17 protein-coding genes are annotated in these 15,951 nt (G+C 63.4%); 12 read left to right on the forward strand and 5 right to left on the reverse strand.

Features of this window, described 5'->3' with window-relative positions; all coding sequences use genetic code 11:
- Position 1: 1 nt before the first annotated feature.
- On the reverse strand, positions 2 to 1,072 hold the full coding sequence (locus BM267_RS06955; RefSeq protein WP_074779126.1) for a hemin-degrading factor: 1,071 nt from the start codon (positions 1,070 to 1,072) through the stop codon (positions 2 to 4).
- 20 nt (positions 1,073 to 1,092) lie between these two features.
- Positions 1,093 to 1,812, reverse strand: a complete 720-nt coding sequence (locus tag BM267_RS06960) for an energy transducer TonB (protein WP_074779124.1) — start codon at positions 1,810 to 1,812, stop codon at positions 1,093 to 1,095.
- 115 nt (positions 1,813 to 1,927) lie between these two features.
- Between BM267_RS06960 and BM267_RS06965 the strand changes: the two genes are divergently transcribed.
- Positions 1,928 to 4,135, forward strand: coding sequence for a TonB-dependent hemoglobin/transferrin/lactoferrin family receptor (locus BM267_RS06965; protein WP_074779122.1), 2,208 nt, complete (start codon positions 1,928 to 1,930; stop codon positions 4,133 to 4,135).
- A gap of 95 nt (positions 4,136 to 4,230) precedes the next feature.
- Entirely contained in the window at positions 4,231 to 5,139 is a 909-nt protein-coding gene (locus BM267_RS06970; RefSeq protein ID WP_074779120.1) for an alpha/beta hydrolase family protein, read from the forward strand.
- 22 nt (positions 5,140 to 5,161) lie between these two features.
- Here BM267_RS06970 and BM267_RS06975 read toward each other — a convergent pair whose 3' ends face one another.
- Complete coding sequence (locus BM267_RS06975) at positions 5,162 to 6,172, reverse strand: zinc-binding alcohol dehydrogenase family protein (RefSeq protein WP_074779118.1); 1,011 nt, start codon at positions 6,170 to 6,172, stop codon at positions 5,162 to 5,164.
- Positions 6,173 to 6,369: 197 nt separating this feature from the next.
- Between BM267_RS06975 and BM267_RS06980 the strand changes: the two genes are divergently transcribed.
- From BM267_RS06980 to BM267_RS07020, 9 genes are read left to right on the forward strand one after another with little or no spacing between them, the layout of a single operon-like run.
- Positions 6,370 to 6,711, forward strand: a complete 342-nt coding sequence (locus tag BM267_RS06980) for a c-type cytochrome (RefSeq protein ID WP_036992046.1) — start codon at positions 6,370 to 6,372, stop codon at positions 6,709 to 6,711.
- Positions 6,708 to 7,898 carry a cytochrome D1 domain-containing protein gene (locus BM267_RS06985; RefSeq protein ID WP_036991473.1) on the forward strand — a complete coding sequence of 397 codons (1,191 nt, stop codon included), beginning with the start codon at positions 6,708 to 6,710 and terminating at the stop codon, positions 7,896 to 7,898. Before BM267_RS06980 ends, BM267_RS06985 begins: the two co-directional genes overlap by 4 nt.
- A 56-nt stretch (positions 7,899 to 7,954) precedes the next feature.
- Complete coding sequence (locus BM267_RS06990) at positions 7,955 to 8,413, forward strand: Lrp/AsnC family transcriptional regulator (RefSeq protein WP_036991475.1); 459 nt, start codon at positions 7,955 to 7,957, stop codon at positions 8,411 to 8,413.
- Entirely contained in the window at positions 8,410 to 8,922 is a 513-nt protein-coding gene (gene ahbB / locus BM267_RS06995) for a siroheme decarboxylase subunit beta (RefSeq protein WP_074779117.1), read from the forward strand. The genes BM267_RS06990 and ahbB (BM267_RS06995) overlap by 4 nt, the downstream gene beginning before the upstream one ends.
- Entirely contained in the window at positions 8,915 to 9,358 is a 444-nt protein-coding gene (locus tag BM267_RS07000) for an Lrp/AsnC family transcriptional regulator (RefSeq protein WP_036991479.1), read from the forward strand. Before ahbB (BM267_RS06995) ends, BM267_RS07000 begins: the two co-directional genes overlap by 8 nt.
- Positions 9,333 to 9,884 (forward strand): siroheme decarboxylase subunit beta, encoded by a 552-nt coding sequence (ahbB, locus tag BM267_RS07005; protein ID WP_051611177.1) that lies wholly within the window; start codon positions 9,333 to 9,335, stop codon positions 9,882 to 9,884. Before BM267_RS07000 ends, ahbB (BM267_RS07005) begins: the two co-directional genes overlap by 26 nt.
- Entirely contained in the window at positions 9,872 to 11,065 is a 1,194-nt protein-coding gene (gene nirJ, locus BM267_RS07010; RefSeq protein WP_036991483.1) for a heme d1 biosynthesis radical SAM protein NirJ, read from the forward strand. The genes ahbB (BM267_RS07005) and nirJ overlap by 13 nt, the downstream gene beginning before the upstream one ends.
- 25 nt (positions 11,066 to 11,090) lie before the next feature.
- On the forward strand, positions 11,091 to 11,930 hold the full coding sequence (gene cobA, locus BM267_RS07015; protein WP_036991486.1) for a uroporphyrinogen-III C-methyltransferase: 840 nt from the start codon (positions 11,091 to 11,093) through the stop codon (positions 11,928 to 11,930).
- Positions 11,921 to 13,414, forward strand: coding sequence for a nitrite reductase (locus BM267_RS07020; RefSeq protein WP_074779115.1), 1,494 nt, complete (start codon positions 11,921 to 11,923; stop codon positions 13,412 to 13,414). Before cobA ends, BM267_RS07020 begins: the two co-directional genes overlap by 10 nt.
- Before the next feature lie 33 nt (positions 13,415 to 13,447).
- Here the strand turns inward: BM267_RS07020 and BM267_RS07025 are convergent, their stop codons facing one another.
- The gene (locus BM267_RS07025) at positions 13,448 to 14,329 is read right to left on the reverse strand and encodes an alpha/beta fold hydrolase (protein ID WP_074779113.1); all 882 of its coding nucleotides are present in this window, start codon (positions 14,327 to 14,329) and stop codon (positions 13,448 to 13,450) included.
- Positions 14,330 to 14,492: 163 nt separating this feature from the next.
- Here BM267_RS07025 and BM267_RS07030 point away from each other — a divergent pair, with 163 nt between their 5' ends.
- On the forward strand, positions 14,493 to 15,041 hold the full coding sequence (locus tag BM267_RS07030; protein WP_074779111.1) for a DUF2780 domain-containing protein: 549 nt from the start codon (positions 14,493 to 14,495) through the stop codon (positions 15,039 to 15,041).
- 47 nt (positions 15,042 to 15,088) lie between these two features.
- Here the strand turns inward: BM267_RS07030 and BM267_RS07035 are convergent, their stop codons facing one another.
- Positions 15,089 to 15,472 (reverse strand): response regulator, encoded by a 384-nt coding sequence (locus tag BM267_RS07035; RefSeq protein WP_235818252.1) that lies wholly within the window; start codon positions 15,470 to 15,472, stop codon positions 15,089 to 15,091.
- Positions 15,473 to 15,951: the final 479 nt, after the last annotated feature.

Here is a 15,951-nt window from a genome sequence, read left to right on the forward strand (position 1 = left end):
CTCAGGCCTCCAGCGCCGGCGTGAGCTCGGCCAGGGTACGCCAACTCTCCAGCTCCGGCTGACCCGGTTTGCGCGCACCGAACAGTTGCAGGATCAGCTCACCGTCAGCGTCGTAAGCTTCCCAACTGGTGATCACACCGTCGCTGCTGGGCTTGCGCACCCGCCACAGGTGCGCCACCGCGGGCATCTTCAGGTGCAGGTTGAAATCTGCATCAAGCACATTGAACCAGTCACCGACCCAGCGCAGCTCATGCACGGGGCCGGTATGGATCTGGATGCAGTGGCGATTACCGACAAACACCATGATCGGCAACTGCTGGGCGGCGGCCTCGGTCATCACGGTGGGCAGGGCCTGGGTAGCCAGCGGTTCGGCCCATTCCCGACCGATCAGCCGCAGCGCCTGCAAGCGTCCGACCTTGTTGCGGTTGAGCATGGCATGGAAGTGATGCACGTCCTTGAGCTGGCGCCAGTCCTCAGCCAGGGCGCCGGTATCTACCTCGCTATCGACACGCTCAGCCTGCTTTATCGGAGCCGGTTGCAGATCCAGTTGCGCGGATTGATCGGCCTCGGCAAAACGGGACAGCAGCTGGCCCCAGGTATCCAGGTCACTCTGCTCGGTGAGAAATACCTTGTGTATCGCCATACCCTGCTGATCGAACACCTGCAAACTGCGCTGCAGGCCCCGAGTCGTCGTCTGCTCCACCGCGAACAGGCTGTGCCAGCCGGAGAGGAACAGCCGCAGGTCGATATCCGGCGATACCACCAGTCCCATCTTGCCGCTGCCAGCCACGGTGGTCTCGCGGTAGACGCCCTTGCGCTCGTGCACGCAATGCGCATTGCGGGTCAGCACCATGACCCGGCCCAGGCCCTCCAGCGCTGGCAACAGCTGTGCCCATTCCGGGCGCAGGCGCAGGGTATCGATGCCCAGGCGACTGGCAATCAGTTCCGCCTCGCTGACCGCCAGCTGTTCGGCCACATCCCGGGTGCGCAGGCGGGGTTGCTGCTGGAGCAGTTGCTGCCAGGCTTCGAACAGCGGCGATGTCGGTGTAGCGCTTTGGGCTTGCAAGGTCATGATGTGTTCCTCTCGTTTACTCAGCGACGCGCATGCAGCGCGAAATCAATGGGAATCTGCACCCGGCTTGGGGTTGGCTGTCCAGCCAGCAGTTCGGGTTGAAACTTCCAGTCGGCTACCGCCTCCAGTGCGGCCCGATCCAGACTGGTAAAGCCTGACGATTGCACCACCCGTACCTCACGCTGCTCGCCTTCGGCATCCAGCCGCACTTCCACCAGCACCTGGCCCTGCTGGTTGCGCCGCCGGGCTTGGGCCGGATATACCGGCGCCGCAGGCGGTTCACGAAAACGCGGGGCCTGGCTGACCACCTCCACCGGCTCGGCGACAGGCAGCGGCGGCGATGCATTGAGCTGCGGGGCCGTGGCGGCGCTGGCTTGCTGCTCTTGCGTTGCTTGCGTTTCTTGCGGCGCTGCCGGAGGCGGCGATTCAACTGGCGGCGTCCTGCTCAGTTGCGGCACCTGCGCCAGCGGTTGTTTCCGGGGCTCCGGCATCGGGGTTGGCGGGTCCGGCCGCGGCACTACTGCCGGTGCCACGGGCGCTGGCGGAGCCTCAGCCACAGACTCGACCTCCGGCTCAATCGGCGCGGGCGGCACCACAGTCACCAGCCTGGGCAACGCCACAGCCTCCGCCTGCGCAACCGCCGTCGGCCTGGATGCGCCTGGCGGCGTGCGCCAATCCAGCCATTGCCCGGCGGCCAGATGCACCGCCACTGACACCAGCAGAAAGAGTCCGACACGCATTCCCACGTCCAATGCAAATAATTTATCTCGGTTATTGAGAAGCATTTGCATTTGATTGTCAACCTCGTTTAGCATCCAGCCGACCAAGAAAGCGACCCCTTCGCAGGAGGCAAAAATGAAGAAGCGACTGTCACGCGCACGCCACGGATATCTGGTTCTGCTAATCACCCCCACCATGCTGCTGGCCCAGGAACGATCAGCGACCCAGTTCGATACCATCACGATCACTGCCACCCGTTCAGAGCAAAGACTGGACGAGGTGCCCAGCACCGTGACCGTGCATGACGAACAGCAGGTGGATCAGCAGAACATCAATGACATCCGCGACCTGGTGCGTTACGAGCCCGGCGTCTCGGTGGGCGGTACTGGCAGTCGCTTCGGCCTGTCCGGATTCAGCATTCGCGGCATCGGTGGCAACCGGGTACTGACCCAGGTGGATGGGGTGGCCATACCGGACGCCTTCACCTTCGGCCCCTTCCTCAGCGCGCAGCGGGACTATGTCGATCCGGATACCCTGAAAAGCGTGGAGATCATCCGCGGCCCGGCCAGCTCGCTGTATGGCAGTGATGCACTGGGTGGTGCGGTCAGCTTCGTCACCCGGGATGCAGGTGATTATCTGGACGCCGGCGATGATCAGGCCCTGCGCCTGAAAACCGGTTACGACGGCAGCGATGACAGCTGGCAACGCAGCGCCACCTTTGCCGGGCGACGCGGCAGTCTGGATGCCCTGCTGCACCTCAGCCGCCGGGATGGCCAGGCCCAGGACACCTACGGCGGACGCGGCGGCATCGGCGCCGACCGGGAAGAGGCCAACCCACAGGACAAGCAGCGGGAGAATCTGCTGTTCAAACTGGGCTGGGATTACCGCGATGGCGACCGGCTGCAACTGGCCTACGAACGCTTCGAAGACGACATCCGTACCCGGGTTCGCAGCGATGAGAGCCTGACCGCCACCACCCGCCGGCACGCCGCGGTGGATACCTCGGAACGGGAACGCATCACCCTGAGCCACGATATGCGCCTGGATAGCGCTCTGGCCCAGCGCCTGCGCTGGCAGTTGAGCTATCAGGACAGCCAGATGCGCCAGATCACCAACCAGGATCGCTTTACCGCTGGCAGTCTGCGCCAGCGCGAACGGGACTCGCGCTACGAGGAACAAGCCTGGGCGTTCAATACGCAACTGAACACCCGTTTCAACATGGGCTCCGTCGCCCATGACCTGACCTATGGCGTCGATTTGCGCCGGCTGGAAAGCAGCGACCTGCGTACCGGCTGGGAAATCTTCGCCGATACCGGCCTGCCGGTACCGCCCAGCCCCTTCGGCGAAAGCTTCCCGATCAGCGACTTCCCCGATCCGGTCACCGAGGAATATGCCCTGTTTGTGCAGGATCGTCTGGAGATCGGTCGCTGGACCCTACTCGCCGGCCTGCGCTATGACCATTACCGGCTCAAGCCCGACGTCACCCAGGAATACCTCAACGGTAATCCGGTGGAGCGCAACCCGGGCAATTTCAGCGATGGCCAGCTATCGCCCAAGTTCGGCGTGACCTACAAGCTGGACGACGCCCACAGCCTGTACGGCCAGTACGCCGCCGGCTTCCGCGCACCCAATGCGGTGGATATCTTCGGTGAGTTCGTCAACGTCGCCAGCAATTACCAGACCCTGGCCAACACCAATCTCAAACCGGAAACCAGTGACAGCCTGGAAGTCGGTCTGCGCGGTCGGTATGACAGCGGCAGCATAGGCCTGGCGCTGTTCTACAACCGCTATGACGACTTCATCGAGCAGGTCACCTTGCCGAATGACCCCACCGGCAATAACCGGCTGACCTTCCAGTATCAGAACCTCGATCGGGTCACCATTCGCGGTGCGGAGCTGCGCGGCGAACTGTTCCTCGATCGCATTGGCCTGCCCACCGGCAGCAGCCTGCGCGGCAGCCTGGCCTATGCCCGGGGCAAGGACGAACAGACCGGCCAGCCGCTGAACAGCATCGACCCACTCAAGGGCGTCCTGGGTCTGGGTTATGACGCACCCAGCGGACGTTACGGCAGCGAGCTGGTCTGGACGCTGGTGGATGGCAAGAGCCGCACCGACGACAGCACCGCCGATCAGTTCGAGCCAGCCGGCTATGGTCTGCTGGATCTGCATGGCTATCTGCGCGTAGCAGACAATCTGACGGTCAACGCCGGCCTGTTCAACCTGACCGACAAGCAGCACTGGCACTGGACGGATGTTCGCGGCCAGACCGCCAGCAACCCCGGCATCGGCCGCTACAGCCAACCGGGACGCAACGCAGCGGTGAATCTGGTGTGGGAGATCTGATTTGACGCCCATTCAGGGTTGGTTTAGCTTACGCTGAATAAAACGAGCGTTTGATTTTAGAACGCCGACCGCGATCCAGCTGACGGACTCCAACCATGAATGCGGCTATCGACACTTCCAGCCCGGCCATCCCCGCCGAGAAAATCACCCTGACCGCCAGCGATGGCTATCCGCTGACCGCCTATCGTTATCCCGCCCGGGGTGAAGCCAAGGGCAATCTGCTGGTGGCTGGCGGTACCGGTGTGCCGCAGCGTTTCTACCGGCGTTTCGCTGAGTATGCCGCGCAGCGCGGGTTGAATGTGCTGACGCTGGATTACCGCGGCGCCAGCGAGTCGCGTCCCGCGTCGCTGAAAGGCTTCGAGATGTCCTACCTGGACTGGTCGCAGAAGGATCTGGCGGCGGCGGTGGCGTTGCTGGCCCAAGAGCAGCTACCGCTGTACTGGGTCGGGCACTCCTTCGGCGGGCATGCCATTGGCCTGCTGCCCAATCATCACCAACTGACGGCGTGCTACACCTTTGGCACCGGTGCCGGCTGGGCTGGCTGGATGCCCACGGGCGAGGCGCTGAAGATTCGGTTGTTCTGGCATGTCATCATGCCGGCAATCGTGTCCTGGAAAGGTTATATGGCCTGGAGCCTGCTGGGCATGGGCGATGACCTGCCACTGGGGGTGTATCGGGACTGGAAGCGCTGGTGCGGTTTTCCGCACTATTATTTCGACGATCCGTCCATGGCCTGGGTAAAGCCGCTGTATGCATCGGTGCAAGTACCCTGCGCCTTCGTCACCGCAACAGATGATCCCTGGGCACCGCCGCGCTCGCGCGATGCCTTCGCCAAGGCCTACAGCAATGCCGCGAAAATGATCGCGGATATCAGTCCGGCGCCCGGGCATCAGCCCATCGGGCATATGGGCTATTTCCGCCGTGAGTCGCACGCGTTCTGGGATCAGGCGCTGGACTGGCTGCTGCAGCAGCCAGTCGCAGCTGTCACGCCACAGACCGGTTAATACGACTGTCCGGCATTGTGCCTCAGAAGCCTTCCAGCACTATCTTGCCGATGGCATGGCCACCTTCGATCAGTTGGTGCGCCTGACGCAGGTTGGCAGCGTTGATCTGCCCCAGGTGAACCTTGTCCAGCGCCCGCAATTCGCCCTGGTCGAGCAGCTCGGCGATGCGGTTGAGGATATCGTGCTGGCGCTGCATATCGGCGGTCTGGAACATCGAGCGGGTGAACATGGACTCCCAGTGGATGGAAACGCTCTTGGCCTTGAACAGGCGCAGGTCCACAGGGTCCGGATCATCGATGATGCCCAGCCGCCCCTGGGGAGCCATGAGCTCGGCCAGCGCCGCCCACGCTTCGACGCTGGTGTGGGTGGAAAAGGCAAAGTCGATCAGGCCGATGTTCAAATCGAGAATCTGCGCGACCAGGGGTTTGCTGTGATCGATCACGTGATGGGCGCCCATATCACGCACCCATTGGGCGCTTTCCGGACGCGAAGCGGTACCGATAACCGTGGCGCCGGCCTGGCGCGCCAGCTGGATAGCAGCTGAAGGTACGCCGCCGGCACCGCCCAGCACCAACAGTGTGGGCGCGTGGTCGGTCGCCTGCTGCGGCATGCCGAGGCGGTCGAACAGCATCTCGTAGGCCGTCAGCATAACCAGCGGCACCGAGGCCGCAGCGGCGGGATCGAGATTGCGCGGCTGGCGCCCGACGATACGCTCGTCGACCAACTGCCACTCGGCATTGGAACCCTGGCGCTGCAGCTCGCCGGCATAGAACACCTCATCGCCAGGCTGGAACAGCGTGACTTCCGGGCCGACCGCCTCGACCACGCCGGCGGCATCGTAGCCAAGTACCCGCGGCTCGTCAGGCGAGGCGCTGAAAACCTGTCGGCTCTTGATGTCCCGCGGGTTGACTGATATCGCCTGCACCTTCACCAACAGATCCCGCCCGGTCGGCGCAGGCTTGGGCAATTCCAGGTCGATCAGCGCCTGGTCATTATCGATTGGCAATTGTTCGGTATAACCCACCGCTTTCATATCAGTCTCCCTCCTCGGAATGTCAGCACAGGATAGCCAGCCGCAGGCTTCCGGGCCACCCCGCCGGGTCAGCGAACGCCTTGTTGGCTGTCAGGACACTATGTCGCAGCGTAACCTGACCCAGATCAAATTATCCCTTGCAGCACAGCCACATAATCAGCTCATGAAGGAAAATTCCTGGGCTGATGGGGAAATTGATGGCTGTATCGGTGCACTGTTCTCGTCCGCTGCTGCTGGTCGCTGCACTGTTGCTGGCCGCCACCACCGCAGCAGCGCCGCTGCCGACCACGGAACGCCAGCAGCAACTCGCCAACCTGCTGCTGCAGGACTGCGGCTCCTGCCACGGCCTGCGCATGACCGGTGGCCTGGGCCCGGCCCTGACCCGTGAAGCGCTGACTGACAAACCGCGTGACAGCCTGCTCGCCACCGTCACCCATGGCCGCCCCGGTACCGCCATGCCCGGCTGGAAGGCCCTGCTTGATGAGCAGGACATCGCCTGGTTGGTCGACCGCCTGCTTGAAGGAGCTCCCCAGCCATGAAAAATCCCCTGCTCGGTCTCATAGCCGCCGCATTATTGCTCGGCGGTTGCGCCCACCCATCATCCACCCTGCCGCTGCGCGGTACCGGCGACCTGGGCGTGGTGGTGGAACGGGCCACCGGCACCCTGCAATTGATCGAAAGCAGCACCCGCACCAGCCTGGCGCGCATCGATGGGCTGGGCGATCTGTCCCATGCCTCGGTAGTGTTCTCCCGTGACCAGCGTTACGCCTATGTATTCGGCCGTGACGGCGGCCTGACTAAAGTCGATTTGTTGCTGCAGCAGGTCGACAAGCGCGTGATCCAGGCCGGCAACAGCATCGGCGGTGCCATCAGCCAGGACGGCTCGCTGATCGCCGTGGGCAACTACGAACCCGGCGGGGTCAAGGTGTTCGATGCCGTTAGCCTGGCGCTGATTGCCGATATACCGGCCACGCCGCTGGCCGACGGCAGCCGTAACTCCCGCGTGGTCGGCGTCACCGACGTGCCCGGCCAGCGTTTCATCTACAGTCTGTTCGATACCGGCGAGACCTGGCTGCTGGATTTCAGTCAGGGGAATGATCCGCAGATCACCCGTTTCGAGAACATCGGCAACCAGCCCTATGACGCGCTGCTCACCCCGGAAGGCCGCTATTACATCGCCGGCCTGTTCGGTGAGAACGGCATGGCCAAGATCGATCTCTGGCACCCGGAACGGGGTGTCGAGCGCATCCTTGAGGACTATGGCCGTGGCGAGCAGAAGCTGCCGGTCTACAAGATGCCCCATCTGGAGGGCTGGACCCTGGCCGGTGATCAGGCCTTCGTTCCGGCGGTCGGCCACCATCAGGTGCTGGTGCTGGATAGCACGACCTGGCAGCAGACCGATGCCATCGATGTGGCCGGGCAGCCGATCTTCGTCATGGCGCGGCCGGATGCCCGGCAGATCTGGGTCAACTTCGCCCATCCGGACAATCACCAGGTCCAGGTGATCGACAGCGAAACCCACCAGATCATCGCCACCCTCGAACCCGGGCCCGCAGTACTGCACATGGAGTTCACCGCCCGTGGCGACCAGCTGTGGCTGTCCGTGCGTGACGGCGGCGAGATCCAGGTGTGGGACCCCTACACCCTGAAGCAGATCGCCAGCCTGCCGGCAGACAGCCCCAGCGGCATCTTCTTCAGCAGTCGTGCCCATGACACCGGCTTATGAGCAGCCCTGTAGCCATTCGCGGGGCGAGCCCGCTCCCACCACAAGGGAATGCCCATATGCAACTGGACGATCTCAGTCGCCGCCTGATCGAGCGCTACCAACACCAACTGCCAATCTGTACCGATCCCTGGCAAGCCATGGCAGATGAGCTGGGCTGCAGCGCAGCCGAGGTACTGGACTGTCTGCGCCGGCTGGATGAGCAGGGCGCGCTGTCGCGCGTGGGCCCGGTGTTCGAGCACAGCCGCGCCGGCGCCAGCACCCTGGTGGCGCTGGCGGTGCCGCAATCCCGGCTGGAGCAGGTCGCCGAGCTGGTCAACCGCTACCCCGAGGTCAATCACAACTACCTGCGCGAGCACGATTACAACCTGTGGTTCGTCCTCACCGGCCCGGATCGCCAATCCCTGGAGCGCTGCCTGGAGGATATCCAGCAGACCACCGGACTCGCTCCGCTCGACCTGCCCATGCGCCGCGCCTATCGCATCGACCTGGGCTTTTCTCTGGAGGCCACCCCATGAACGGGCTCGACCCCCGACAACGTACCGCGCTGCGACAGCAGCTGGAAAATGGCCTGCCGCTGACCGCCCGACCCTGGCAGACCCTGGCCGAACAGCTCGGCAGCAGCGAAGCCGCCGTACTCGAACAGGCCCGGCAATGGAACGACGAAGGATTGTTCCGCCGCTTCGGCCTGGTGGTGCATCACCGCAACCTGGGCTTTCGCGCCAATGCCATGCTGGTGCTGGACATTCCCGACCATCAGGTCGATGCCATCGGCGAACGGCTGGGCCGCGCCGATGGCGTCAACCTCTGCTATCAGCGCCCCCGCCGGCTGCCACACTGGCCGTTCAACCTGTTCTGCATGGTGCATGGCCGTGAGCGGGCCGCGGTGCAGGCGCATATCGCCGAACTGCTGGCCCGGCACGGGCTGGATCAAATGCCGCACCGGTTGCTGTTCAGCACCCGCGCCTTCAAGCAGCGGGGCGGGCGATTTACCCCGAGCCTGCCGCAGGAGACCGCCCATGGATGATCTGGACCGGCGCCTGATCAATCGTCTGCAACACGGCCTGCCGCTGGTACCACAGCCCTGGCAAGCTCTGGCCAATGAGCTGAATAGCCAACCGCAGCTGCTGCGCCAGCGGGTCCAGGCGCTGCTGGATGACGGCACCCTGACCCGCTTCGGGCCGATGTTCGATATCGAGCGCGTCGGCGGCGCCTTCACCCTGGCGGCCCTCGCCGTACCCGAGGAACGCTTCGATACGGTGGCAGAGCAACTGCACGCCATGCCGGAAGTGGCCCACAACTACCGGCGTGGGCATGCCTGGAACATGTGGTTCGTGCTGGCCTGCGCTACCCCGGATGGCATCAGCGCCAGCATTGCGCATATCGAACAACTGACCGGCCTGCCGGTGCTCAACCTGCCCAAGGAGGAGACCTACCATGTCGGCCTGCACCTGCCCGTCTGACCCCGACCTGACCCACCGCCTGATTGACCTGACCCAGGCCGGCCTGCCGCTGGTGGATGATCCCTGGGCCTGGATTGCCGAACGCCTGGGCATCAGCCGCGAGCAGGCGCTGCAACTGCTACAGCAGCTGCAGCGCGACGGCGCCATCCGCCGTATCGCCGCTGTACCCAACCATTACCGCCTCGGCTACCGCCACAACGGCATGACCGTCTGGGACGTGGAGGATGCGCGCATGGATCAGCTTGGTCCGCTGGTCGGCGCCCAGCCCTTTGTCAGCCACTGCTACCGACGCCCCCGCCGGGACGGCTGGCGCTACAACCTGTTTGCCATGGTGCACGGGCGCAGCGCCGAGGACATCGACCGTGACCGCCAGCGCATCCGTCAGTTGCTGGGTGATGCCTGCCGCGCCGACGACATGCTGGTCAGCAGCCGCATCCTGAAAAAGACCGGACTGCGACTGAACCGCCCCGCCCCCACCGACCGCGCTCAGGCGCCGTCACAGGAGAGTTCTTCATGCTCAGAATAAGCCATTACCTGCGCGCCCTGGCCAATCCGAGCCTGCGCGTCCTCGGCGCCCGCGGCACGCCCGGCACCCGCCCTCCGGTAGTCATCTGGAATCTGCTGCGGCGCTGCAACCTGACCTGCAAGCATTGCTACGCCACCTCCGCCGACAGCGAATTCCGCGACGAGCTGGATACCGCCGAGGCCCTGCGCGTAATCGATGATCTGCATGCCGCTGGCGTGCGCGTGCTGATCCTGTCCGGTGGCGAGCCGCTGCTGCGCGACGACATTTTCCAGCTGTCGGATTACGCCCGGGACAAGGGCTTTTTCGTCGCCCTGTCGACCAATGGCACACTGATTACCGAAGCCAATATCGGGCAGATCGTCGCGGCTCGCTACGATTACGTCGGCATTAGCATTGATGGTCTGCAGGCGGTGCACGACGAGTGGCGCCAGCTCAAGGGCAGCTTTGCCGCCTCCATGCACGCCATCGACCTGTGCCGCCAGCATGACCTCCGCGTGGGCCTGCGCACCACGCTGACCCAGCACAACTACCCGCAGCTGCCGGCGCTGCTGGAACTGATGCGCGAGCATGACGTACAGAAGTTCTATCTGTCACACCTGAACTACAGCGGTCGCGGCAAACGCAGCCGCAAGGCCGATGCCCATCACGCGATGACCCGCGACGTGCTCGACCAACTATTCGAGCAGGCCTGGGCGGATGTGCAGCAGGGCCGCGATACCGACTTCGTCACGGGTAACAACGACGCTGATGCCATCTTGCTGTTGCAGTGGGCGCAGCGGCGCATCCCCGAACATGCCCCGCGGCTGGAGCAGATGTTGCGCGCCTGGGGCGGCAATGCCTCCGGCAGCGGCATCGCCAATATCGACAACATCGGCAATGTGCATCCGGACACCTACTGGTGGCAGCACACCGTCGGCAATATCCGCCAGCGCAGCTTCAAGGATATCTGGCTGGACAACCCCGACCCGCTGCTGTTGCAACTGCGCCAGCACCCGCGTGCCGTGGGCGGACGTTGCGGTCAGTGCCAATGGCTGCCGATCTGCAACGGCAACACCCGGACCCGCGCCTGGGCTACCGGCGACCTCTGGGGCGAGGACCCGGGTTGCTACCTGACCGACAGCGAAATCGGCCTGTCGGATAGCCAATTCATTCCCTGCCAAGTGGTGTATGAACATGCATGACCTAGCTGACGGCTCGACAACCGGCATGCACCCGGATTGCTTTCCTGCTGCGTTGCGCGCCACCTTTGCTCCCGGCGAAGTGGCCCTGGTCGGCGCCGGTCCGGGCGATCCCGGGCTGCTGACCCTGCGCGCCTGGAGCCTGCTGCAGCAGGCCGATGTGGTGGTCTATGACCGGCTGGTAAGCCCGGCACTGCTGGCGCTGCTGCCAGCCGGGTGTGCTCGCCGCTTCGTCGGCAAGACCAGCGGTTACCACAGCTTGCCGCAGGAGCAGATCAACCAGCTGCTGGTCGATCTGGCCCTGCAGGACCAACGCGTGGTGCGGCTCAAGGGTGGCGACCCCTTCATCTTCGGCCGCGGCGCCGAGGAGCTGGAATTCCTGCTGGCGCGGGGTATCGACTGCCAGGTGGTACCCGGCATCACCGCCGCCTCCGGCTGCAGCACCTACGCCGGCATCCCGCTGACCCACCGCGACCTGGCCCAATCCTGCCAGTTCATCACCGGCCATCTGCAGCAGGACGGCGCCCTCAACCTGCCCTGGCAAAGCCTGGCCAACGGCGGTCAGACGCTGGTGTTCTATATGGGTTTGGCCAGTCTGGGCGCCATTTCCCGGGAGCTGATCAATGCCGGCCTGCCCGCCGATACCCCTGCGGCGCTGATCGGGAACGGCACCCGGGATGACCAGCAGGTGGTACGCGGTAGCCTGCAGCAACTGGAGCAATTGGCCCAGGAGCATCACCTCAGCGCACCGACGCTGACCGTCATCGGCCAGGTGGTCGGGCTGTTCGCCGACCAGCAGTTGACCCACCCAGCACGGCTTCGCGCCCAACCGGTACTGGCCGAACGGGGGGCTGTGGCATGCGGCTGATCTCCACCCTGCTATTCAGCATGACCCTGCCGGTAGCAGCCCTGGCCGATGCTTCCAGCGTCCCCGATGTCGCCATGCTGTATCAGACCCAGTGCCAGAGCTGCCATGGCGTCAATCGGCTCGGCGGCACCGGCCCCGCACTGCTGCCCGAGAGTCTCGGCCGCATCAAGCCCGAGGAGGTGCGCAAGGTCATCCAGGACGGCCGACCGGCCAGTCAGATGGCAGCCTTCGGCACGCTGCTCAACGGCGAAGACATCGACGCCCTGGTCAGTTACCTGTACACCCCGGCCGAGGTGCCGCCCACTTGGCAGGACGCCGATATCCGTGCCAGTCACCGCTTGTTCGCTGATCCCGGGCAACTGCCGGACAGCCCGCAACATACCGCTGATCCGCTCAATCTGTTCGTCGTGGTCGAGGCTGGCAATCATCATGTGCGCATCCTAGACGGCGATAGTTTCGAGGAACTGACACGGTTTCAGTCGCACTTTGCCCTGCATGGCGGGCCGAAGTTCTCGCCGGATGGGCGCTTCGTCTACTTCGCCTCGCGGGATGGCTGGATCAGCAAGTACGACCTGCACAACCTGACCATGATCGCCGAGGTGCGCGCCGGGCTGAATACCCGCAACCTGGCGGTCAGCAATGATGGTCGCTGGGTGCTGGTCGGCAATTACCTGCCGGGCAACCTGGTGGTGCTGGATGCCCGCGACCTGTCCCTGGTCAAACCCATTCCCACGGTCGGCAGCGACGGTACGCCCTCGCGGGTCAGCGCCGTCTACACCGCGCCCCAGCGCGACAGCTTCGTGGTTGCGCTGAAGGATGTGCAGGAAGTCTGGGAACTGTCCTATGCGGGGCAGCCGGACTTCGCCCCACGACGGATCATTGCCGCGGATTATCTCGACGACTTCTCCTTCACCCCGGATTACCGCTACCTGCTGGCCACCTCGCGCAAGGCCAAAGGCGGTCAGGTGATCGACCTGGATACCGGCAAGGCGCTGACGGATATTCCGCTGCCGGGCATGCCGCACCTGGGCTCAGGCATCTACTGGCAGCGCGACGGCAAATGGGTCTTCGCCACGCCCAACATCAGCCAGGGACTGATCTCGGTACTGGACCTGGACACCTGGGAGTTGATCAAGGAGATCCCCACCGAAGGCCCGGGCTTCTTCATGCGCAGCCATGAGAACTCACCCTACGCCTGGACCGACGTGTTCTTCGGGCCAAACAACGACGCCATCCACCTGATCGACAAACAGACCCTGGAAGTCGCCCACACCCTGCGCCCGGTTCCGGGCAAGAACGCCGCCCACGTGGAATTCACCCGCGACGGCCGACACCTGCTGTTGAGCATCTGGGACGAGGACGGTGCGCTGCTGGTACTCGACAGCGAGACCTTGGAGGAAGTGAAGCGCATCCCGATGAACAAACCGTCGGGCAAGTACAACGTGGGTAACAAGATTGGTTTTGTGGAGGGAACGTCGCATTGAGTGAGAGGGTGCGCGCTCCGTCCCCAAGCAGTCTCAACTCAGAAACGCTCGAAGATGACCCATGAATACCTCCGGCTGATGGTGGTGCAGGTTATGCCCGGCCTGCTCCACGATTATCACCTGAGCCTGGGCAAAGTGTTTGACGCGGCCATCCTGCTCAGGATTGGACGCCCAGCTCTCGGCGCCGTACATCAGCAACACCGGGCAGGTGATCGCTTGCCATAAATCGCTGGGTTCCACCGAGGCCACCTCGGCGGCGCCCGTGCCGCGAATAAGATGGTCGTACTTCCAGCGCCATTGTCCATCCTCGGTCGGGCGCATGCCGTGTTCGCAGACATACTCGGCCAGCTGCCGACTGAGCAGCGGATCATGCTCCAGCAGACGCTGTACCGCTGCGGTAACGCTGGGATAACGGCTCGGCCCCCGCTGATCCAGTTCCCGCACCTTGTCCACCCATTCACGCAACTGTTCGCGACGTGGTTTGGCGTCGCGCCTGGCGCGCGCCTGCGGCGAAAAGCCCAGGCCTTCGATCACGCACAACCGGCTGACCCGCTCCGGGAACAGCGCGGTGTAATGGGTGGCGATATTGCCGCCCAGCGAATGGGCCACCAGCGTTACCGGGCGCTCACCCAGTTCGTCCACCAGCGCGGCGAGGTCCGGCACCATGTCGACAATCCCATAGGCTCCGCCGCTGCTCCAACCGCTGTCACCGTGGCCGCGCAGATCCGGCACCACCACATGCCAGTCGGCACGCAACTGGCTCGCCAGTTGATCCCATACCCGCGCATGCTCCAGGCCGCCATGCACCAGAATGAGTAACGGCGCATCACTGTTGCCCCAGTCCAGGTAATGCAGGCGCAGCCCGCGGGAATGATAAAAACGGCTCTGCGGGCCGGTCTGTGCCACCTTGTGCATTCACATGACCTCTCAATGATGTTGGCTGCAGTATAAACACCGGGCCGGCAACCACCGCAGATGATGCGCTATCGGCGCCAGTGATGAAGTAAACTGCACAACAGCCGGTAGCCCACCTACCGGGTCTGGCCAGACATGGCCGTTTCCCGATGAGAAAACCATTATGCAGAAGATCAGCTACATCACCTTATCCCTGGCCCTGGGTCTGACCAGCGCAATCGGCACTGCCCAGGCCTTCAGCCTCAACGACGCAGCCAAACTGACCGGGGCGGTCGCCGCACCCAACTCCACCGCTGCCCAATCCGCCGAGCTGGTGGGCAAACTGACCGAGCTGAACGTCAGCTCCGAACAGGCAGTAGGTGGCACCAGCGCGCTGCTGGGTCTGGCCAAGAACCAGCTGGCCGGTGAAGACTACAGCCAGCTGATAGGCAACGTTCCGGCCCTGGCCAACCTGACCGGTGGTGGTCTGGGAGGTCAGGTTGGCAAGGTCAGCGGTCTGCTGGGCAAGTCCAATCCGCTGGACAGCAGCGCTCAGAATAACCTGCAAAATCTGGGTGATGTGGGTAACGCCTTTTCGGCATTGGGCATGGATAGCGGCATGGTCGGCCAATTCGCCCCGGTACTGCTGCAGTTCATTGGCAACCAGGGTGTCGGCCAGCCGCTACTGGGTACCCTGACCAACCTGTGGACAGGTCAGCCAGCCGGCCTCTGAGATGGCCCATCCGACGCGCAGCTGCTGCGCGCCGGATAATCCCGGGATCAGCCCATCTGATGTTCGGGAAAGAACCGTTTCAATTGTTCGACAAGATGTTCGTAATGAATGGGCTTGGGTAGGAAGTCAGCCGCACCGTTGCGGAACAGGGTGATGACATCATCCATATCCGCATGGCCCGACGTAATGATGATCGGAATGCGGTGCCCTTCGGTGTACCGCTCATTGAGTATCTGCAACAGGCGCAAGCCGCTCTGGTCCGGCATACGCAAGTCGGAGATGATCAACGCGATATCCGGGTTCCTGTCCAGCTCAATCAAGGCCAGCTTGGCGTTAGAGGCACAGCGACAGACGAAGCCGAGGAGCATCATCGATTCCTGCAATTCCACCAGAATATCTTCATCGTCATCTATCAATAGAATCTTGTTCACCAGGCGCTCGCTACTTGAAAATGAATGAGTAAAAGTGACTTGCAGGCACAGTGGTTCTCAAGCAGATCCCACAGTATCGCTTTGTAAAGTGACCACCCTGCGAACAGCCTCAGGTTTCAAGCTGCAGCGCATCAGGTCTGTCCTATTGGCAGGGTTATCAAGAACCGCGCGCCCTGATGATGATTTTCGACACTCAGCTCGCCTCCCATCTGGGTAATGATGCCGTAGCTGACAGAGAGTCCCGGCGCTTTTTTACCGTTGCCTTCCTTTGATTTTCGATCCATCGAAATGCGGAAATCTTGTCATATTGCTGACAATCTTGCCGGGAAACCCAAGGATCGGATGCCCCCCTTATTCCCGGCAGATGTATTACCACAACGTTTCATCGGCCACCATAATGGCCAATAGCCCTACTTCCCTTGTCCCGGTCCAGCTACAATGGAACAACTGCAATATGAGGTAAGCATCGAAGCGGATGA

It is taken from the genome of Halopseudomonas bauzanensis, assembly GCF_900114735.1.
In the GTDB taxonomy this organism is placed as follows: Bacteria; Pseudomonadota; Gammaproteobacteria; order Pseudomonadales; family Pseudomonadaceae; genus Halopseudomonas; species Halopseudomonas bauzanensis.